Source organism: Candidatus Dormiibacterota bacterium, from assembly GCA_035544955.1.
Lineage (GTDB): Bacteria > Chloroflexota > Dormibacteria > CF-121 > CF-121 > CF-13.
The window spans coordinates 23609-38823 of record DASZZN010000045.1; the positions used below are offsets into that span (position 1 = coordinate 23609).

Consider the following 15215-nt stretch of genomic DNA (forward strand, 5'->3'; position numbering starts at 1 on the left):
CAAACGTTTGCTCCTGCAGTGGCCTTGAGCGACCGTCCCTAGAATGGGAGCGCCTTGGCTACCAGGCAGCGAAGTTCCGTGTCGGAGCGCAACGGCGTGTTTATCTCCGTCGACATGGAGGGAATGGCCGGCATCGTGCACCTGCAACAGGTCATCCGTGGCATGCCGGAATACGAGCGGTCATGCAGATTGATGACGGCGGAGACAAACGCCGCGGTCGCCGGGGCGCGGCGCGCCGGCGCCACCCGCTTTGTGGTCAATGACTCGCATGGTGATATGCGCAATTTCGTCCTCGACGAGCTCGATGAGGGCGTGGACGTCATCAGCGGGGCGGACAAGCCCTACTCGATGGGGGCGGGGCTCGATCCGACGTTCGAGGTCGCCTTTTTCGTCGGCTATCACGCCTCGGTTGGACGCGAGCGCGCCATCATGGATCACACCTACGGCGGTCGCACCGTCTACGCACTGCGCATCAATGGTCGGGCCCAGAGCGAGGCGACCCTCAACGCGGCGCTCGCCGGTACCTTCGGGGTCCGCACCGGCCTGATCACGGGGGATCAGGCCACCATCGAGGAAGCCGCCGTGGAGCTACCCGGCATCGAAGGCGTCGTCGTCAAGGAGGCGCTCGGCCGCCAGGCTGCGCGTTCGCTGCACCCGGCCGAGGCCCGCCGGCGCATCGAGGCCGGTGCCTATCGCGCCTACTCCGAACAGGCCGGGCGGCCCCTCTATCAACCGAAGGGACCTTTCACGCTCGAAATCGACTGGATGAACGCCAACATGGCTGACCTTTGTGTCCAGCTCCCCGAGGTCGAGCGCGCTGGTGGGCGGACGGTCCGTTATCGAACACCCGATTTCCAGACGTGCTATCGGATGCTGCTGGCGCTCCTCGTCATGGCCACGCCCGCGGCCTACCAGTATCCACGCCCATGACGCTGCCCGAGGCGATCGAACAACTGCTGCAGGGGAAAGCGCTCACGCGCGACCAGGCGCGCGACGTCATGGACCAGGTGATGGCGGGCGAAGTGACGACGGGACAGCTCGCCGGCCTGCTGATCGCCATCCGAGCGAAGGGCGAGACGGTCGAGGAGATGACCGGCTTCGTCGACTCGATGCGCGCGCATGCCACGCCACTCGACCTGCCACCCGGGGCGATCGACACATGTGGGACCGGCGGAGACCGCGCCGGGACGTTCAATATCTCGACGGCGGCGGCGCTGGTCGCGGCGGGAGCGGGTATCCCCGTGGCGAAGCACGGAAACCGGGCGGCGTCCAGCCGGTGCGGCAGCGCCGATGTGCTCGAGGCCCTCGGTGTCGACATCACCCTCGACGCCGGCGGCGTGCGGCGATGCATCGACGTCGCGGGCATGGGCTTCTGCTTCGCGCCAACGTTCCATCCAGCGATGCGTCACGCCGGCCCGGCCCGCAAGGAGCTCGGAGTCCGGACCGTCTTCAATGTCCTGGGCCCGCTGGCGAATCCCGGCCGGGTGCGCCGACAGGCCCTGGGCGTTGGCGCCGCCTCACTGGCACCGCTGATGGTCCGCGTGCTGAAGGACCTCGGCCACGAACGGGCCCTGGTGTTCTACGGCGAAGATGGTCTCGACGAGCTGACGACCACCGGCCGCTCACGGGTCTTTCAGTTGAAGGACGGCCAGATCAGCGAGTACGAACTCGACCCTGCGGACCTCGGGCTCAGCCGCTCGCGGCCCGAGGACCTCCGCGGCGGCACGCCGCCCGAAAACGCCAACTTGTTGCGGCACGTTCTCGAAGGGGAGAGCGGCCCGCGCCGCGATGTCGTCCTGCTCAATGCGGCGGCGGCGGTGCTGGCCTCCGGGCGGGCGGACGACTGGCCCCAGGCGTTGACGGTGGCGCGGGAATCACTCGATAGCGGTCGCGCCCGGCAGGTTCTCGACCGCCTGGTCGAGACCTCAAAGACCACAACGAGTTCCTTCCCCTCTGGGCGAGGCTAGGCGGGGGCTTCTAGCTGGAAGCGAGCCCGGCGATGCCGCCGGCCAGCAATAGGAGACAGACCAGGCCGACGAATCCCCAGGCCGCCCAGTAGGTAAGCCCCGAAAGCCGCCGAACCCGGCGAAGGCGGCGCATCTTGCCCAGCGCCGCGCTCAGGGCCTTTTCTTCCGTCAGCACTATGTAGGGTATCGGCCAAAGGCGTGAAAACCTTCTCCAAATCGCGGCCGATTATGCTGTAGCCGATGCCGTTTCGGATCGCCGTCATCCCGGGCGACGGCATTGGTCCCGAGGTCATCGCCCAGGGTCTGCGGGTCCTGGAAGCCGTCACCGCCGTCACCGGTACCCAATTGGATTTTGTGAGCTATGACCTGGGGGCCGAGCGCTACCTGCAAACGGGGGAGATCATCCCTGACGCGGTCTTTGCCGAGCTCCAGGCGGCCGATGCCATCTATCTGGGCGCCGTCGGCGATCCGCGGGTGCTAAACCCGCAGTATGCGGCCGGGCTGCTCCTGCGCCTGCGATTCGAGCTGGATCTCTGGGTCAACCTGCGGCCCTCTCGGCTGCTCGCGCTCGGTCTGACGCCGTTACGCGATGCCGGGTCGATCGACCTGGTCGTCGTCCGCGAGAACACCGAGGGTGCCTACGTCGGCATCGGCGGGCAGTTCAAGCGGGGGACCCCGGACGAGATCGCGATCCAGGAGGACGTGAACACCCGCAAGGGTGTCGAACGCATCATTCATTACGCATTCGAGCTGGCGCGGCGGCGCCGGGCGGCCGGCCATCGAGGCCGCGTCACGATGGTCGACAAAAGCAATGCGCTCTATCACGCGCACGACCTCTGGCAACGCGTCTTCGCGCTGGAGCGGCAGGGCGCGTCCGAGATCGAGGCGGAGCATCTCTTCGTTGACGCGGCGGCGATGCAACTCGTGAAGGATCCATCCCGCTTCGACGTCATCGTGACGTCCAATATGTTCGGCGACATTCTGAGCGACCTGGCCTCCGAACTTGTTGGCGGACTCGGCCAGGCGCCCTCGGCGAACATCAATCCAGACAACCGCCGCGGCCTCTTCGAACCCGTGCACGGGTCGGCACCGAAGCATGCCGGCAAAGGCATCGCCAATCCGGTGGGGGCCATCCTCGCCGGCGCGATGATGCTGCGCCACCTCGGCGATGAGGCCGGAGCCAGCCAGATCGAAAACGCCGTGATGGCGGCGGCGGGTGACCGGCGCACCACGAAGGACCTGGGCGGTGCGCTGAGCACGACGGCCGCCGCCGATGCCGTGCTCGAGCGACTTGAGAGAATTGGGTCATCGCGTCCCTCCTGAACACGATCCAGCCCCCTCGCCGTAAGCCGGGCGCCGCATCACCGGTGAGCCCGGCCACCAAGCCGGTCGACCGGTCGCAGGACAGCGGTCACCTGGTCCGAGGTCGCGCGCTCATCTTCTGGGACCCGAAGATTCCGGGGAAGAAGCTCGACGCCATCGACACCGACCAGATCACACCAGCCGACGACTGCGTTTCGGAGAGCCTCGACCGACTCGACGAGCGCTGGAAGGTCGGCACCTTCCGTTACCTGATGCCCGACTTTCGGCGACGGGTGCATCGAGGCGAGACGTTCGTGATCGCCGGCGAACGCTTCGGCATCGGGTCGTCGCGCGAGATGAGCCCGGCGGGACTCAAAGCGATCGCCGAAGAAGCCGGACTCGAGATCGTGATCGTCTGCGGCGACGGCGTGGGCGACATCTTCCGGCGCAACGCGCTCAATCTCGGCCTGCACGTCGTCCAGAGCCGCGCGGCTTCGGAAGATGCGCAGGAGGGCGACGTGCTGACCTTCGATTCGAAGACCCGCCGGCTGACGAACGAGACGCGTGGCAAGAGTTACGAGCCGGTGCCGCTGACGCCCGTCGAAGAGAACATCCGTCGGTCCGGTGGGATCATCGCGGTCGGACGGCGCGAGTTCGCCGAATCCATCGAACGCGTGCCCCGCGTGGAGTGGCCGGATCGTCAAACAGCCCGCGGTTTGTCCAGTACGGAGCAGGTCGTCTGGGCCCATCGTGTCGACAAAGATGCTGAGGTGCGGCCGGGTAGCACGTTGCGCGTCTGGTGCGACCTGTTGCCCGCCTCGGACGGCACCGCGCCCTTTACGATCCATACGTTCAACCAGATCACCGGCGGCGACACGATCTATCCTCGGCAGGCCGCCATCGCGAACGATCACTTCGTGTTTTCCGGCCGTAACGCCGACGACAAGCAGACCTCGATTGGGCGCGATTTCGCGAAGCTGCACGAGATCACCAAGCCCTACTACGCCACGCCTGGCGATGGGATCTTCCACTTCTACTTTCCTGAGCAGGGCCTGGTCGTGCCCGGGTCGTTCATCCCTGGCGCCGACTCGCACAGTCGCGCCTACGGCGCGTACGGCGCCGTCGGCACCGGCGTGGGCAGCACGCAGCTCGGCTTCGGCTGGTCGACCGGCTACATCTATTTCACGCCGGCCAAGCGCCGTCGCGTGGTCTTTACGGGCCGGTTGCGTCCATGGGTCAGCGGTAAGGACGTCGTGTTGGCGCTGCTGCGCCGTTGGGGGAAAGCCCAGGCGCAAGGCATGAGCGTCGAGTTCGTCGACGCCGAACGCCAGCTGCCCATTCCGTATCGCAATACCGTCGCGAACATGATGGCCGAGGCCGAGGCGCAGAACGGCATCTTCGCGCCGGACGAGGTCACGCTCGACTGGTACCGGCGCAAGGGCATCGGCAACTTGCCCTATCCGCGTTTCGAGCCCGGCGACCAGGTGGCCTGGGATATCGACGAGACGCTGGACCTCTCTGAGCTGGTGCCCTTTATCGCCAAGCCGTTCGCACCGGGCAATGCCTTTCCGGCGGACGAAGTCGCTCGGGAAAAGCTGGCGTTCGATAAGGCCTTCATCGGTTCCTGCACGAACGGCGGATACGACGACTTGCTCGAAGCGGCGCTGGTGCTCCGCGCCGGGCGCGAGCACGGCTTCGAAAAGGCGCCTAAGACTTTCGTGATCTTTCCGGGGTCGGGCGGCGTCAAGCGCGATATCGAAAACCCCGAGCCACGCCTCGGCGGCGAGTCGATCGCGTCGGTGCTGCGATCCGTCGGCGGGGAAATCCGCGAGTCGTGGTGCGGCCCGTGCTTCGGCCAGGGGCCGGATGCCCTGAAGAAAGGTGAGGTTGCGATCACGTCGTTCAACCGCAACTGGCAGAACCGAATGGGCGTTGGTGGCCTCGGCTACCTCGCGAGCCCCGCGGTCGTCGCCTCGTCGGCCCTCCTCGGTTACATGGCCGGACCAACCGCGCTCGGGATCGAATGGAACCCGGAGCGCTTCGACGCCTCGATCTAGCCCAGTTATTGGTCGTACGTCGGCCGGGTGTGGATGAAGCGCGACCCCGGCGCCACCACGTCCGTCGCGTAGTCGACGACGCGGGCCGAGTGCACGTCGGCATGCACGCGTTCGGACTGCGGCAGGGCGGACGCAAGTGTGCCGCTGACCCAAACAAGTCCGGCCGCGATGACCGTTGCGCCGAGGACCTGCAGGCGCGACCGCAACTGACTCATCCAGCTGGCTCCTTGATGACTTCCAGCGACATGGCACGGGGCTTGCCCATCACCGTCAGAAGCGCCGCGATCGACGCGCTGCGCGATCGCAGGGCGCGGACCACGGCCGGATCGAACTGATAACCGATTCCGGCCTCGATGGTGCGCAGGGCGGCCGGAAAGCTCATGGCGACGCGATAGGGTCGGTCCGAGGTGAGAGCGTCGAGCGCATCCGCGACCGCTAGGATGCGGACGGCCAGCGGGATGTTCTCCCCCTTGACACCGTCCGGGTATCCACTACCGTCCCAATGCTCGTGGTGATGGCGCACTCCCTCGAGGCTCGACTCCAGGAAATGCAGGCCCTTGAGCATCTCGTACCCGATGACTGGGTGCTCGCGCATTGCCGCCGTCTCCCGTTTATCCAGTGGCCCTGGCTTACGAAGGACGCGATCCTCGACGCCGATTTTCCCGATGTCATGGAGAAGCGCGGCGCGGCCCAGGGCGATGAGCTCATCCGCTGGTAGTCCCATTTCGTCGGCGAGCTCGAAGCTCAACCTCGCTACCCGAGCGGAATGACCGTACGTATACGGGTCGCGCGCGTCGATGGCGCGCGCCAGCGCCTCGATGCTGGCGAATGCTGTGGTCTCCAGTGCCTTCGTCTTCTCTTCGAGGCTGGCCGTCATTACGTTGAACGAAGAGGTCAAGTAGCCGACCTCATCGGCGGCGCCAGTCGGAGCTCGGTCGCTGAGGTCGCCGGCGGCCACCGTTCTGACGAGCCGCTCCAATGGTTGCGAGATCCGCCTCGCGAGCAGCCCACCGACCGCAAGGACCACCAGAGCTGTCCCGACAAAGACGAAAAGGAGAATGATGCGCAACCTGAGGGCGCTGTCGGCCACGCCATCCGCGGGCAGTCCGACTCCGAGGTATCCGAAGCGCTCGCCGCGCATCGTCCAGTCGGCGACCGCGACTGCGTAGGTGTGTCCGTTGGCGGTGGCGCTCACCCGCATCAAGTGGTCCGATGTCACGGACTGGCGAACATCACGGCTGAGCACTGGCAGCGACCCCTCCAGCGGCTGGCCGTTGAGGCCGTAGAAAAATAGCCGGCCGGCGTCAGTCCCGTGGATTTCCGCCGCGATGTCGGCGATCGACTCACCCAGGAGAACCGCGCCCACGACGTCGCCGTGTGGGTCCCTGATGGGGGCGGCCCAGTACACAACCGGCCCTGCGCTCTCACGCAGAACGGCCAGGTATTTATCACCGCGCCCGTCGTTCGTCCCCGTCAGTACTTGTCTGATAGCTGGCAGGTCCGGCGCTGGGGCTCAGTCGTCTGGGATTGACAGCACGCGTTTCCCCTGCGCGTCAAGGATGCGGATCAGCACTCGACCGGCGCGTGCCGTCGCGACGTCAGCGGCATACAAGCCCGACAAGCGGGGTCCGTCGCCGGCTGCGAGTGCGACCGCGAGGCCCGGCCTGGCGGCCACGGCCCGGAGGTCGTTGAGCCGGCCTGCCTCGAGGGTGGCGAGCCTGTCGTTTGCTTGCACGCTGGCGCGAACGAGGCTCTGGTCGAAGCCCGCCATGCCGGCGCTGGTGGCCTGGTACGTCAGCGCCGCTACACCCACGACGGCGACAAAGACGAGCAGCAGCAAGAAGGGGACGATGATCTGTTGTCGGAGCGGCCGCCGCCATGCCGCGTGGACTCTCAGTTCGCGGAGCGCTGCGTCAAGGTGTGCGCTCGGCGTGAACGAAAACGACTCAACGCGCGGTTGACCCACCGCTTACCCCCGAAACGAAATGCCTCCTGAGCGATCGTCGAAGGATTGGCCAACGACACGTAACACCGAACGCGGGTTCTGTCAAGCAAAAACCAGCGCTGTTTCGGAAAATAACGCGACGTTTCGCATCCAGTTGCCGGCGATGCCGCGATCGGACCATTTCGGAGTGGTCATCGCCACTCCTTGAGAAGGTCATTCGACGTCGCGGCGCAATCACGAACGTCCGTGTCCTGAGCCAAGAGATCACAATGCGTAGCCTGAGGCTACTCGAAGACTTGGTCGGCCTTGACCTCGAAGCGATGCTCTCCGTCAGTCGAGTCGACGTCAGCTGTGCTGATTTCGACGACTACCTGCCCATCGTCCCTCTGGTGGCGCGCAAGGATTTCGCACCGAATGCCCGAATCGATGGGAAATACAGTTGTCTGCGTAATTGCCTGGCTCGTGAAAATGGGCGGCTTGTCTACGAACATCCAAGGTCGGCCCAGGGCATCAGTGATCCGAGCTTCGACCCATCCAGGCTGTGGCTCATCGGCCACCCAGCGGGTTAGCTCGCAGCGAAGAGTCGGCACACACTCAGTGAACACTATTCAGGCTGCCAGCAACGTAGGAGTCGCGGCGGTCCCGCCCGTTGAGTCGCTGTACCGTTTCGCACCATGAGTGCTAGCCCACTCGACTGGCTGCGACAGGGTCAAGAAATCCTCGATCCTGTCTTTGTGCCTCGTGGTTACCGGTTTGAACTCGAGGAACCGCAACAAGGATCCGGTGGCGAATTTGCTATCGGCTATTACCGAAAGGGCGAACAGTCGGTTGAGCTCCACTTCAGATGGGCGCTCGGTATCGTGAAGTACCGAATCGCTGACGACTCACTCGACCATAAGCAGTACATGGGTCTCCTCGGCGTGGCCGACCAAACCGCATACCCGGGGTTCTCCGACGATCCTCTTGATGGCTTTCGTCATTTGCGTTCCGATCTCGAACGATTTGGCGAGCCGTTCCTATCGGGGAAGGAACGCAACAGGTTCCCTGCCTTGGTACGTGAGGCTAAAGAGAACGAGAGGCATCTCAGGCACCTGCCATGACCTCACCTGACGGACCGTATTCAGTGGCCTGTCCAGTCAAGACGCGGTTTTCGCCGATCGCTGGTTGACCACCGCGTAGATCTCGACCTCGTCGAGCAGGTGATTGCCCTGCTTGGCGCGCTCGATGATCGCGCCAACCAGGTCGGGCCGCGGCTGGATGCCGTGCTGCTCCAGCCAGAAGACGACGTTCGATTCCCCACTCATCGGCCCGATCTCGATCACCTGCTCGCAGCCGAACAGCTCGGCGGGGACACCCGAATAGACGCGGTTCGCGAGCCAGTCGTCGCCCTTGCGCATGGCCTTGATAACAGCAGCGGCGTGGACGCCGGTTGCTGTGCGAAAGGCGTCTTTACCGAGCACCGGATAATTCGCCGGGATCGCCATCCCGGTGCCCTCGGCGATAACGTCGCCCATCTCGCGAAGCTTGGTCAGATCCGTGTCGATCCAGCCCATCAGGCGAAAGTTCACGAGCAGCAGATCCAAATGCGTGTTGCCGACGCGCTCGCCAAGACCGAGCGCGCAGCCATGAATGCGGTCGGCGCCCGCAATGGCCGCCTCGATGGCATTGATGACGCCGAGACCGCGGTCGCTGTGGCCGTGCCAGTCAAGGCCAACGGTGGGTTTCATTTCGTCCAGCATCCGTCGGACGTAGCGGACGACGGCCCGGGCGCCCTCCGGCGTCGAGTGGCCGACCGTATCGCAGACGGCGACGCGCGCCGCGCCCTCCTCGATCGCGGTGCCAAATAGTCGGCGAAGCGTCTCGGGCTGAGCCCGAGTCGTGTCCTCGGTGACATAGAGCACGGGCAGTTCGTTCTGCCGGGCGAAACGGACGGCCTTGCGCGTGTTGTCGACCATCTGGTCGATCGTCCAGCCTTCGGCGTACTGGCGAATCGGACTGGAGCCGATGAAGGCCGCGACCTCGATCGGGATGCCGACGCGCTGCGAGATCTCGACCACCGGCCGGATGTCGACCTCGAGCGTGCGTGCCGCGCAGAGCGGCCTGATGCGCAGGCGTTGGTCGCGAATCTCCTCGGCCAGCCGTTCCACGTCCGCGACCGCGCGTGGGCCAGAACCTGGAAGACCGAGGTCGATCGATCCGACACCGAGCTCATCGGCAAGGTGCAGGAACCGCAGTTTGTGTTCGATATCGGGGTCGCGCACGGACGGACCCTGGATGCCATCGCGCAGCGTCTCATCGTGAATCGCCACGGGGTGGGCCGGCTTCGGCGGCGCGTCGACCGTGTTCCAGTCGTAAATCAGCTGCGCTTCGTCAGGCACTGATCGTCTCGAGCTCAGCGACCAGCGCGGTGAGAAACTCGGTCGCCAGCGCCCCGTCAACGATCCGGTGATCGACCGAGATCGAAATCCAGGCGCCGCTGCGGGCGACAACGTTGCCGTCGACCACCATCGGCCGCGGCTTGATGGCGCCGAAGGCGACGACGCAGCACTCCGGCGGATTGATGATCGGCGTGCCGGTCTCGACCGGGCCGCTGGCGCCGACGTTCGTCACGGTGATGGTTCCGCCGCTCATCTGGCCGGGTGGCAGCGTTCCGGCGCGCGCGCCCTCGATCAGCTGGGCGCTTTTTTCCGCGATCGCGCTGAGCTCGAGTTGGTCTGCGCCTCGGAGGACCGGCACCAGCAACCCCTGGCCGGTATTGACCGCGATCCCGACGTTGACCGGCTGCTTCACGATGATCTCGTCGCGGCTCTCATCCCATGAGCTGTTCATCAAGGGAAAGGCGTGAACCGCCTTCACCACGGCCGCGATGAAATAGGGGAGAGGGGTCATCGAGCGGCCGCTCGCTTTTCGCTGCTCGCGGGCCGCCATCAAGTTGGTGGCGTCAAAGATCGCGAACTCGGTGAACTGTGGAATCGTGGAAACCGACCGCAGCATCTGCTTGGCGATCGCCTTGCGGATCCCGACTACGCTGATGCGCCGCTCGCCATCCGTCGGTGGTGCGGCCGTCGATGTCGATGAGACCGCGGCCGGTGACGATGCCGCCGCTTCGACATCGGCTCGCGTGATGCGGCCGCCCGGGCCGCTTCCCGTAACCTGCGCCAGGTCGACGCCCTTCTCTTTCGCGAGCTGGCGGACGAAAGGCGCCGCTCGCGTATCGCTGCTGCTCTCCGGGACTGACGCCACCGCGGTTCGCGCCTTGCGCCGAATGCCAGATTCGGGCGCCCCGGGTCCGTAACCGACGAGTGTCCCCGGCGTAGCCTCAGCCGGGGTCACCTCGGCGGACGTGATCGTCACGAGCGCCTCACCCACCGCAACCGACTCACCGGGCCGCGCATGCAGTTTTTGAATCGTCCCGGCCCAGGGCGACGGGATCACGACCACGGCCTTTGCCGTTTCGACTTCGCAGAGCGGCGCGTTGACCTCGACCTGCGCGCCTTCCTCGACGCGCCATGTCACCAGCTGGGCCTCGGTGAGACCCTCGCCCAGGTCGGGCAATCGGAACGTCTGATCAGCCATAAGCCAGCGCCGCGTCGGCCGCCTGGAGGATGCGGTCGACGTCCGGCAGATAGAGCTTCTCGTAGCGGGCTGGGGGATAGGGGACGTTCAACCCGCCGATGCGCGCCACCGGCGCCTCCAGAAAGTCGAAGGCGTCATGACTGATGCGGGCAGCGACCTCGGCTCCGAACCCGCAAAAGACGGGGGCCTCGTGCACGACCACGGCGCGATGCGTCTTGCGCACCGAGGCCATGACCGTGTCCATGTCGAGCGGCGACAGGCTGCGAAGGTCGATGACCTCGATCGATATCTGTTCGGCCGCCGCCGTTTTCGCCGCCTGAAGCGCAATACTCACGGTGGGCCCGTAGGCAATCACCGTAACGCCGGAGCCCTCGTGCGCCACCCGCGCCTTGCCGATGGGCACGCGAGCGGCGGGGTCGATCTCTTCTTTGAGGTAGTAGCGCGCCTTCGGCTCGAAAAAGATCACCGGGTCCGGGTCGTCGATCGCCGCCTGGAGGAGGGCAAAGGCATCGCCGGGCGTCGACGGCGTGACGACCTTCAGGCCGGCGGTGTGCGCGAAGTACGCCTCAGGACTCTCCGAGTGATGCTCGACCGCGCCGATGTTGCCACCGAAGGGGACGCGAATCGTGATCGGCAGCGAGACCCCGGAACGATTTCGGTACTTGGCGACGTGGCTGACGATCTGCTCGAACGCTGGGTAAATAAAGCCGTCGAACTGGATCTCCGGTACGGGCCGGAAGCCGCGCAGTGCCAGGCCGACCGCGACCCCGATGATGGCCGACTCGGCGAGCGGGGTGTCGAACACCCGCTCTTCACCGAAGGCCTTCTGCAACCCGTCGGTGATCCGAAAGACGCCGCCGAGCGCGCCCACGTCCTCGCCAAAGATGAGGACGTTGTCGTCGCGGCTCAGCGCATCACGCAGCGAGAGGTTGATGGCCTTCGCCATCGTCACCGCTTCCATTACGGGCCCTCCAGGGAGGATTCGAATTCTTCGCGTTCCCGAAGGAAGGACTCCGGCGGGTTCGAATAGACACGGCCAAAGATCGCCTGGCCGGGCGGCGGCGTGGGCAGCGCGAGCAGCCGCGAGCGCATCGCCTGGGCGGCCGACTCGGCCGCGTCCGCGATCGCCTTGACGGTCCCCTCTTCGATGATGCCCTGCTGCACGAGCCAGGCCTGATAGCGGGCGATGGGATCTTTGGCGTTCCAGGCCTGCAGCTCGGCGTCCGTTCGATATCGCGCTGGATCGTCGGAGCTGGTGTGCGCGCCCATGCGGTAGGTCACCGCCTCGATCAGGTACGGGCCCTCACCCTGGCGCGCGCGGGCGGCGGCGGCCCGCACGGCCGCGTAGACGCCGAGGACGTCATTGCCGTCGATGCGGATGCCGGGAAACCCATAGCCCTGGGCGCGCTCGGCGATGGACCCCGCGGTCTGCTTCGACAGCGGGACGGAGATCGCCCAGTAGTTGTTCTGGCAGAGGAAGACCACCGGCGCTTTGAAGACGCCAGCGAAGTTCATGGCCTCGTGCCAGTCGCCCTCTGAGGTGGCGCCATCCCCGAAAGTGGAGAGCACAACCTCGTCGCTGTGCTTCAGCCGGCAGCCCATCGCGAACCCGACGGCATGGGGGACCTGGGTCGCGACCGGAATGGCGAGCGGTGCGAAGTGGTACTTGCGCGGATCCCACGGTCCGTGGGAGAGGCCACGGAACAGTGTCAGCATGTCGGCGGGGTCGATGCCCCGGATCATCGCCATACCAAACTCGCGGTAGCTGGGGAAGACCCAATCCTCACTTCGAAGGGCCGTCATGGCGCCGACGTGGATTGCCTCCTGCCCGAGGAACTGACCCCACAGGCCGAGCTCACCCTGCCGCTGTAGGTTCAGCGCCTCCTGGTCCGCACGACGGATCAGCACCATGTTTCGGTACAGCTCGCGGAGCGCCGCGGCGTCCAGCCCCAGGCGGCTCCTTCCTTCAGCGGTCAGCTCGCCGGCCGGTGAGAAAAGGGCGCGCACCGGGTCGTCCGCCGCGACGACTCGAACCACGTCCGCCATTGCCGGGAATATCCTATACCGGAGTTATATTGGCGACGCCTCTGACGGTCCACATGAACATCGCGAAGCTGAACATCTTCCGGGGCTTCCACCTTCGCAGGAAGATCGTCGCCGCCTACCAGCGGCACGTCGACTACCGCCGCGAGGCGGCGCTGCGCATGTGGGTGGCGTTCATCGGCACATTCGTCTTTCTGCGCCTGCTGACGTTTGGCATCCGTTATCACATCCTGCCCGTCAAGAACGTCGTGACCAGCAGCGGGCTCCACATCCATCACTTTGTCTGGGGAATCGTGATCCTGTTGATCATCGGCTTCCTCGGAATCATGTTCTGGTCGCAACGGCTGCACGCGTGGCTGGGGCTTGCCTTTGGCATCGGCGCCGCGCTCGTCATCGACGAGTACGCCCTCTGGCTCAACCTGCAAGACGTGTACTGGCTGCCCGCCGGCCGGAGCAGTATCGACCTCGCCATCCTCATCGCCGCCGTGCTGGGGCTCTACTATGCGGCGGACCGGTTCTGGAATAAGGTCGTCACTGAGGTGCAGGGGGCGATCAAATTCGTCAGCAGCGAAGAGGGCCGGCTTTTTCGCGCGCGATCGCGCACCACGGCAACCACCACCACGTCCACCACCAAATAATCGCGTTGGCGCAACGGGAAGCTCGGCCTACCGCCACCTATGCCGTTGCGAAGGCTGATCAGCCCAAGCTCCTGGAACAGTTTCGCGGCCGGCAAGGAGCCGAGCTCCCGCCCGGTCCGTACGAATCCTGGCGGGTGAAGCTGTCCGAGGGGACGAGCCAAGCGACGGCGATCATGTACCAATCGGGCAAGCTGGTCATCGCTGGCCACGCGCCGGCCTTCGACCACGCGGTCGCCATCGCGAGGTCGGTCGCGAAGCCGGTCGCCCCAAAGCGGGCTCACGCAAGCCCACCCACGTCGGCGCCGGCCGAAGCGCCGCCGGAGACCGAGCCGCACATCGGCACGGACGAAGCGGGAAAAGGCGACTTCTTTGGTCCGCTGGTGACGGCCGGGGTCTACGTCGATGAGCGGACGGCCAAGCTGCTGCGGACCCTTGGCGTCCGCGACAGCAAGCTCGTCGGCGATCGGGAACTGCGCGGACTCGCGACCGACATCCGCGCCGTCGTCGAGGCCGACAAACGTGCCGTGATTATGCTGGCCCCCAAACGCTACAACGAGCTCTACAAGCAGATGCGCAGCGAAGGGAAAAACCTCAACACGCTGCTGGCCTGGGCCCACACCCGGGTGATCGAAGACCTGATCGGTCACGGGCTCCAGCCGACGTTCATCCTCAGCGACCAGTTCGGAGACAAGCGATACATCGAGAGCCGCTTGATGGTCGATACGCGTCTTAGCGGCGTTCCCGTGCTCCAGATGCATCGCGCCGAAGCTGACGTGGCGGTCGCTGCGGCGTCGATCCTCGCCCGCGACGCGTTCCTGCACTGGCTCGACCAGGCCGGAAAAACACTCGGGCTGACCGTGCCGAAAGGGGCGTCGCCGAAAGTGATCGACACCGGCAAACTGCTGGTCAGCCGCATGGGCGCCGAAGGTTTGAAGAACTACGCGAAAGTCTCCTTCAAGACAATGGAAAAGGTTCTGGCTGGAACAACGTCCTAGTCCGTAAGCTAGACAGTCGTGCCATCCGACACGCGCACGACCTATCCCGAGCTCTTTCGAATCCCGACCTTCCCCAGGTTGGCGAGTAGTGTCGTCCTCGCGCGGACGGCCAACGCGATGATGCAGTTGGCGCTCGTACTCTTCGTCCTCCAGCGCTTCCACTCCCCGACGCTGGCCGGCCTGACCGTCTTCCTCGCCATCGCACCAGGGATTGCCGTCAGCCCGATTGCCGGCGCCCTGCTCGATCGGCATGGCCGGGTGCGGCTGATCATCCTCGACTACACCATCGGCGCGCTCGGCCTCTTCCTGATTGCCGGCCTCGACGCGGCCGGACGGCTGACCCCCGTGGTGCTCCTGCCGATCGTCGCGGTCGCCGCCCTCACGTACCCGCTCAGCACTAGCGGGGCGCGCTCGTTGCTGCCGCTGATCGTCCCCAACCGGCTCTGGGATCGCGCGAACGCGCTGGACAGCATGGCCTACGCGGTGACCGGCGCCGCGGGTCCGGCGCTGGCCGGCGGGCTCACCGCCGGATTCGGACCACGGGTCGCCTTGCTCACCGCGGCCGCGTTCTACATCGCTGCTGCGCTTTCGCTATCCGGGCTTGCGGAACCGCTGACCCGCGGAGGGACAACCTCGGTGCTGGCCGACGCGCGCGATGGGCTGCTCTACGTTGTGGTCCGAAACGCATCGTT

At 65.8% G+C, this 15215-nt stretch carries 16 protein-coding genes; 8 read left to right on the forward strand and 8 right to left on the reverse strand.

All coding sequences use genetic code 11. The features are described 5' to 3' along the window. Window positions 1–54 precede the first annotated feature (54 nt). Together VHK65_16145 and trpD are read left to right on the forward strand one after the other, a co-directional pair. Window positions 55–930: a M55 family metallopeptidase gene (locus VHK65_16145; GenBank protein HVS07679.1), complete on the forward strand. Its 876-nt coding sequence runs from the start codon at window positions 55–57 to the stop codon at window positions 928–930. Then, a complete protein-coding gene (trpD, locus tag VHK65_16150; protein ID HVS07680.1) occupies window positions 927–1967 on the forward strand; it encodes an anthranilate phosphoribosyltransferase in 1041 nt (346 codons plus the stop codon). Before VHK65_16145 ends, trpD begins: the two co-directional genes overlap by 4 nt. Before the next feature lie 10 nt (window positions 1968–1977). Here trpD and VHK65_16155 read toward each other — a convergent pair whose 3' ends face one another. Next, window positions 1978–2142 carry a hypothetical protein gene (locus VHK65_16155; GenBank protein ID HVS07681.1) on the reverse strand — a complete coding sequence of 55 codons (165 nt, stop codon included), beginning with the start codon at window positions 2140–2142 and terminating at the stop codon, window positions 1978–1980. A gap of 65 nt (window positions 2143–2207) precedes the next feature. On the opposite strand from VHK65_16155, the gene VHK65_16160 reads away from it, so the two are divergent. Next, window positions 2208–3290 (forward strand): 3-isopropylmalate dehydrogenase, encoded by a 1083-nt coding sequence (locus tag VHK65_16160; protein HVS07682.1) that lies wholly within the window; start codon window positions 2208–2210, stop codon window positions 3288–3290. Between the two features lie 44 nt (window positions 3291–3334). Then, window positions 3335–5326 carry an aconitase family protein gene (locus tag VHK65_16165; GenBank protein ID HVS07683.1) on the forward strand — a complete coding sequence of 664 codons (1992 nt, stop codon included), beginning with the start codon at window positions 3335–3337 and terminating at the stop codon, window positions 5324–5326. Between the two features lie 5 nt (window positions 5327–5331). Here the strand turns inward: VHK65_16165 and VHK65_16170 are convergent, their stop codons facing one another. From VHK65_16170 to VHK65_16180, 3 genes are all read right to left on the reverse strand, one after another. Further along, a complete protein-coding gene (locus VHK65_16170; protein HVS07684.1) occupies window positions 5332–5541 on the reverse strand; it encodes a hypothetical protein in 210 nt (69 codons plus the stop codon). Continuing rightward, complete coding sequence (locus VHK65_16175) at window positions 5538–6734, reverse strand: HD domain-containing phosphohydrolase (protein ID HVS07685.1); 1197 nt, start codon at window positions 6732–6734, stop codon at window positions 5538–5540. The genes VHK65_16170 and VHK65_16175 overlap by 4 nt, the downstream gene beginning before the upstream one ends. A gap of 105 nt (window positions 6735–6839) precedes the next feature. Next, window positions 6840–7292 (reverse strand): hypothetical protein, encoded by a 453-nt coding sequence (locus VHK65_16180; GenBank protein ID HVS07686.1) that lies wholly within the window; start codon window positions 7290–7292, stop codon window positions 6840–6842. Between the two features lie 248 nt (window positions 7293–7540). Here VHK65_16180 and VHK65_16185 point away from each other — a divergent pair, with 248 nt between their 5' ends. After that, entirely contained in the window at window positions 7541–7840 is a 300-nt protein-coding gene (locus VHK65_16185; protein HVS07687.1) for a hypothetical protein, read from the forward strand. Between the two features lie 105 nt (window positions 7841–7945). After that, window positions 7946–8371: a hypothetical protein gene (locus VHK65_16190; GenBank protein ID HVS07688.1), complete on the forward strand. Its 426-nt coding sequence runs from the start codon at window positions 7946–7948 to the stop codon at window positions 8369–8371. Window positions 8372–8407: 36 nt separating this feature from the next. Here the strand turns inward: VHK65_16190 and VHK65_16195 are convergent, their stop codons facing one another. From VHK65_16195 to pdhA, 4 genes are read right to left on the reverse strand one after another with little or no spacing between them, the layout of a single operon-like run. Next, window positions 8408–9649, reverse strand: coding sequence for a LeuA family protein (locus tag VHK65_16195; GenBank protein HVS07689.1), 1242 nt, complete (start codon window positions 9647–9649; stop codon window positions 8408–8410). Beyond that, a complete protein-coding gene (locus tag VHK65_16200; protein ID HVS07690.1) occupies window positions 9642–10847 on the reverse strand; it encodes a dihydrolipoamide acetyltransferase family protein in 1206 nt (401 codons plus the stop codon). Before VHK65_16200 ends, VHK65_16195 begins: the two co-directional genes overlap by 8 nt. Beyond that, complete coding sequence (locus tag VHK65_16205; GenBank protein ID HVS07691.1) at window positions 10840–11808, reverse strand: alpha-ketoacid dehydrogenase subunit beta; 969 nt, start codon at window positions 11806–11808, stop codon at window positions 10840–10842. Before VHK65_16205 ends, VHK65_16200 begins: the two co-directional genes overlap by 8 nt. Continuing rightward, on the reverse strand, window positions 11808–12893 hold the full coding sequence (pdhA, locus tag VHK65_16210) for a pyruvate dehydrogenase (acetyl-transferring) E1 component subunit alpha (GenBank protein ID HVS07692.1): 1086 nt from the start codon (window positions 12891–12893) through the stop codon (window positions 11808–11810). The genes VHK65_16205 and pdhA overlap by 1 nt, the downstream gene beginning before the upstream one ends. Before the next feature lie 53 nt (window positions 12894–12946). Here pdhA and VHK65_16215 point away from each other — a divergent pair, with 53 nt between their 5' ends. Together VHK65_16215 and rnhC are read left to right on the forward strand one after the other, a co-directional pair. Then, window positions 12947–13528 (forward strand): hypothetical protein, encoded by a 582-nt coding sequence (locus VHK65_16215; protein ID HVS07693.1) that lies wholly within the window; start codon window positions 12947–12949, stop codon window positions 13526–13528. Between the two features lie 134 nt (window positions 13529–13662). After that, window positions 13663–14523, forward strand: a complete 861-nt coding sequence (rnhC, locus tag VHK65_16220; protein ID HVS07694.1) for a ribonuclease HIII — start codon at window positions 13663–13665, stop codon at window positions 14521–14523. Window positions 14524–15215: the final 692 nt, after the last annotated feature.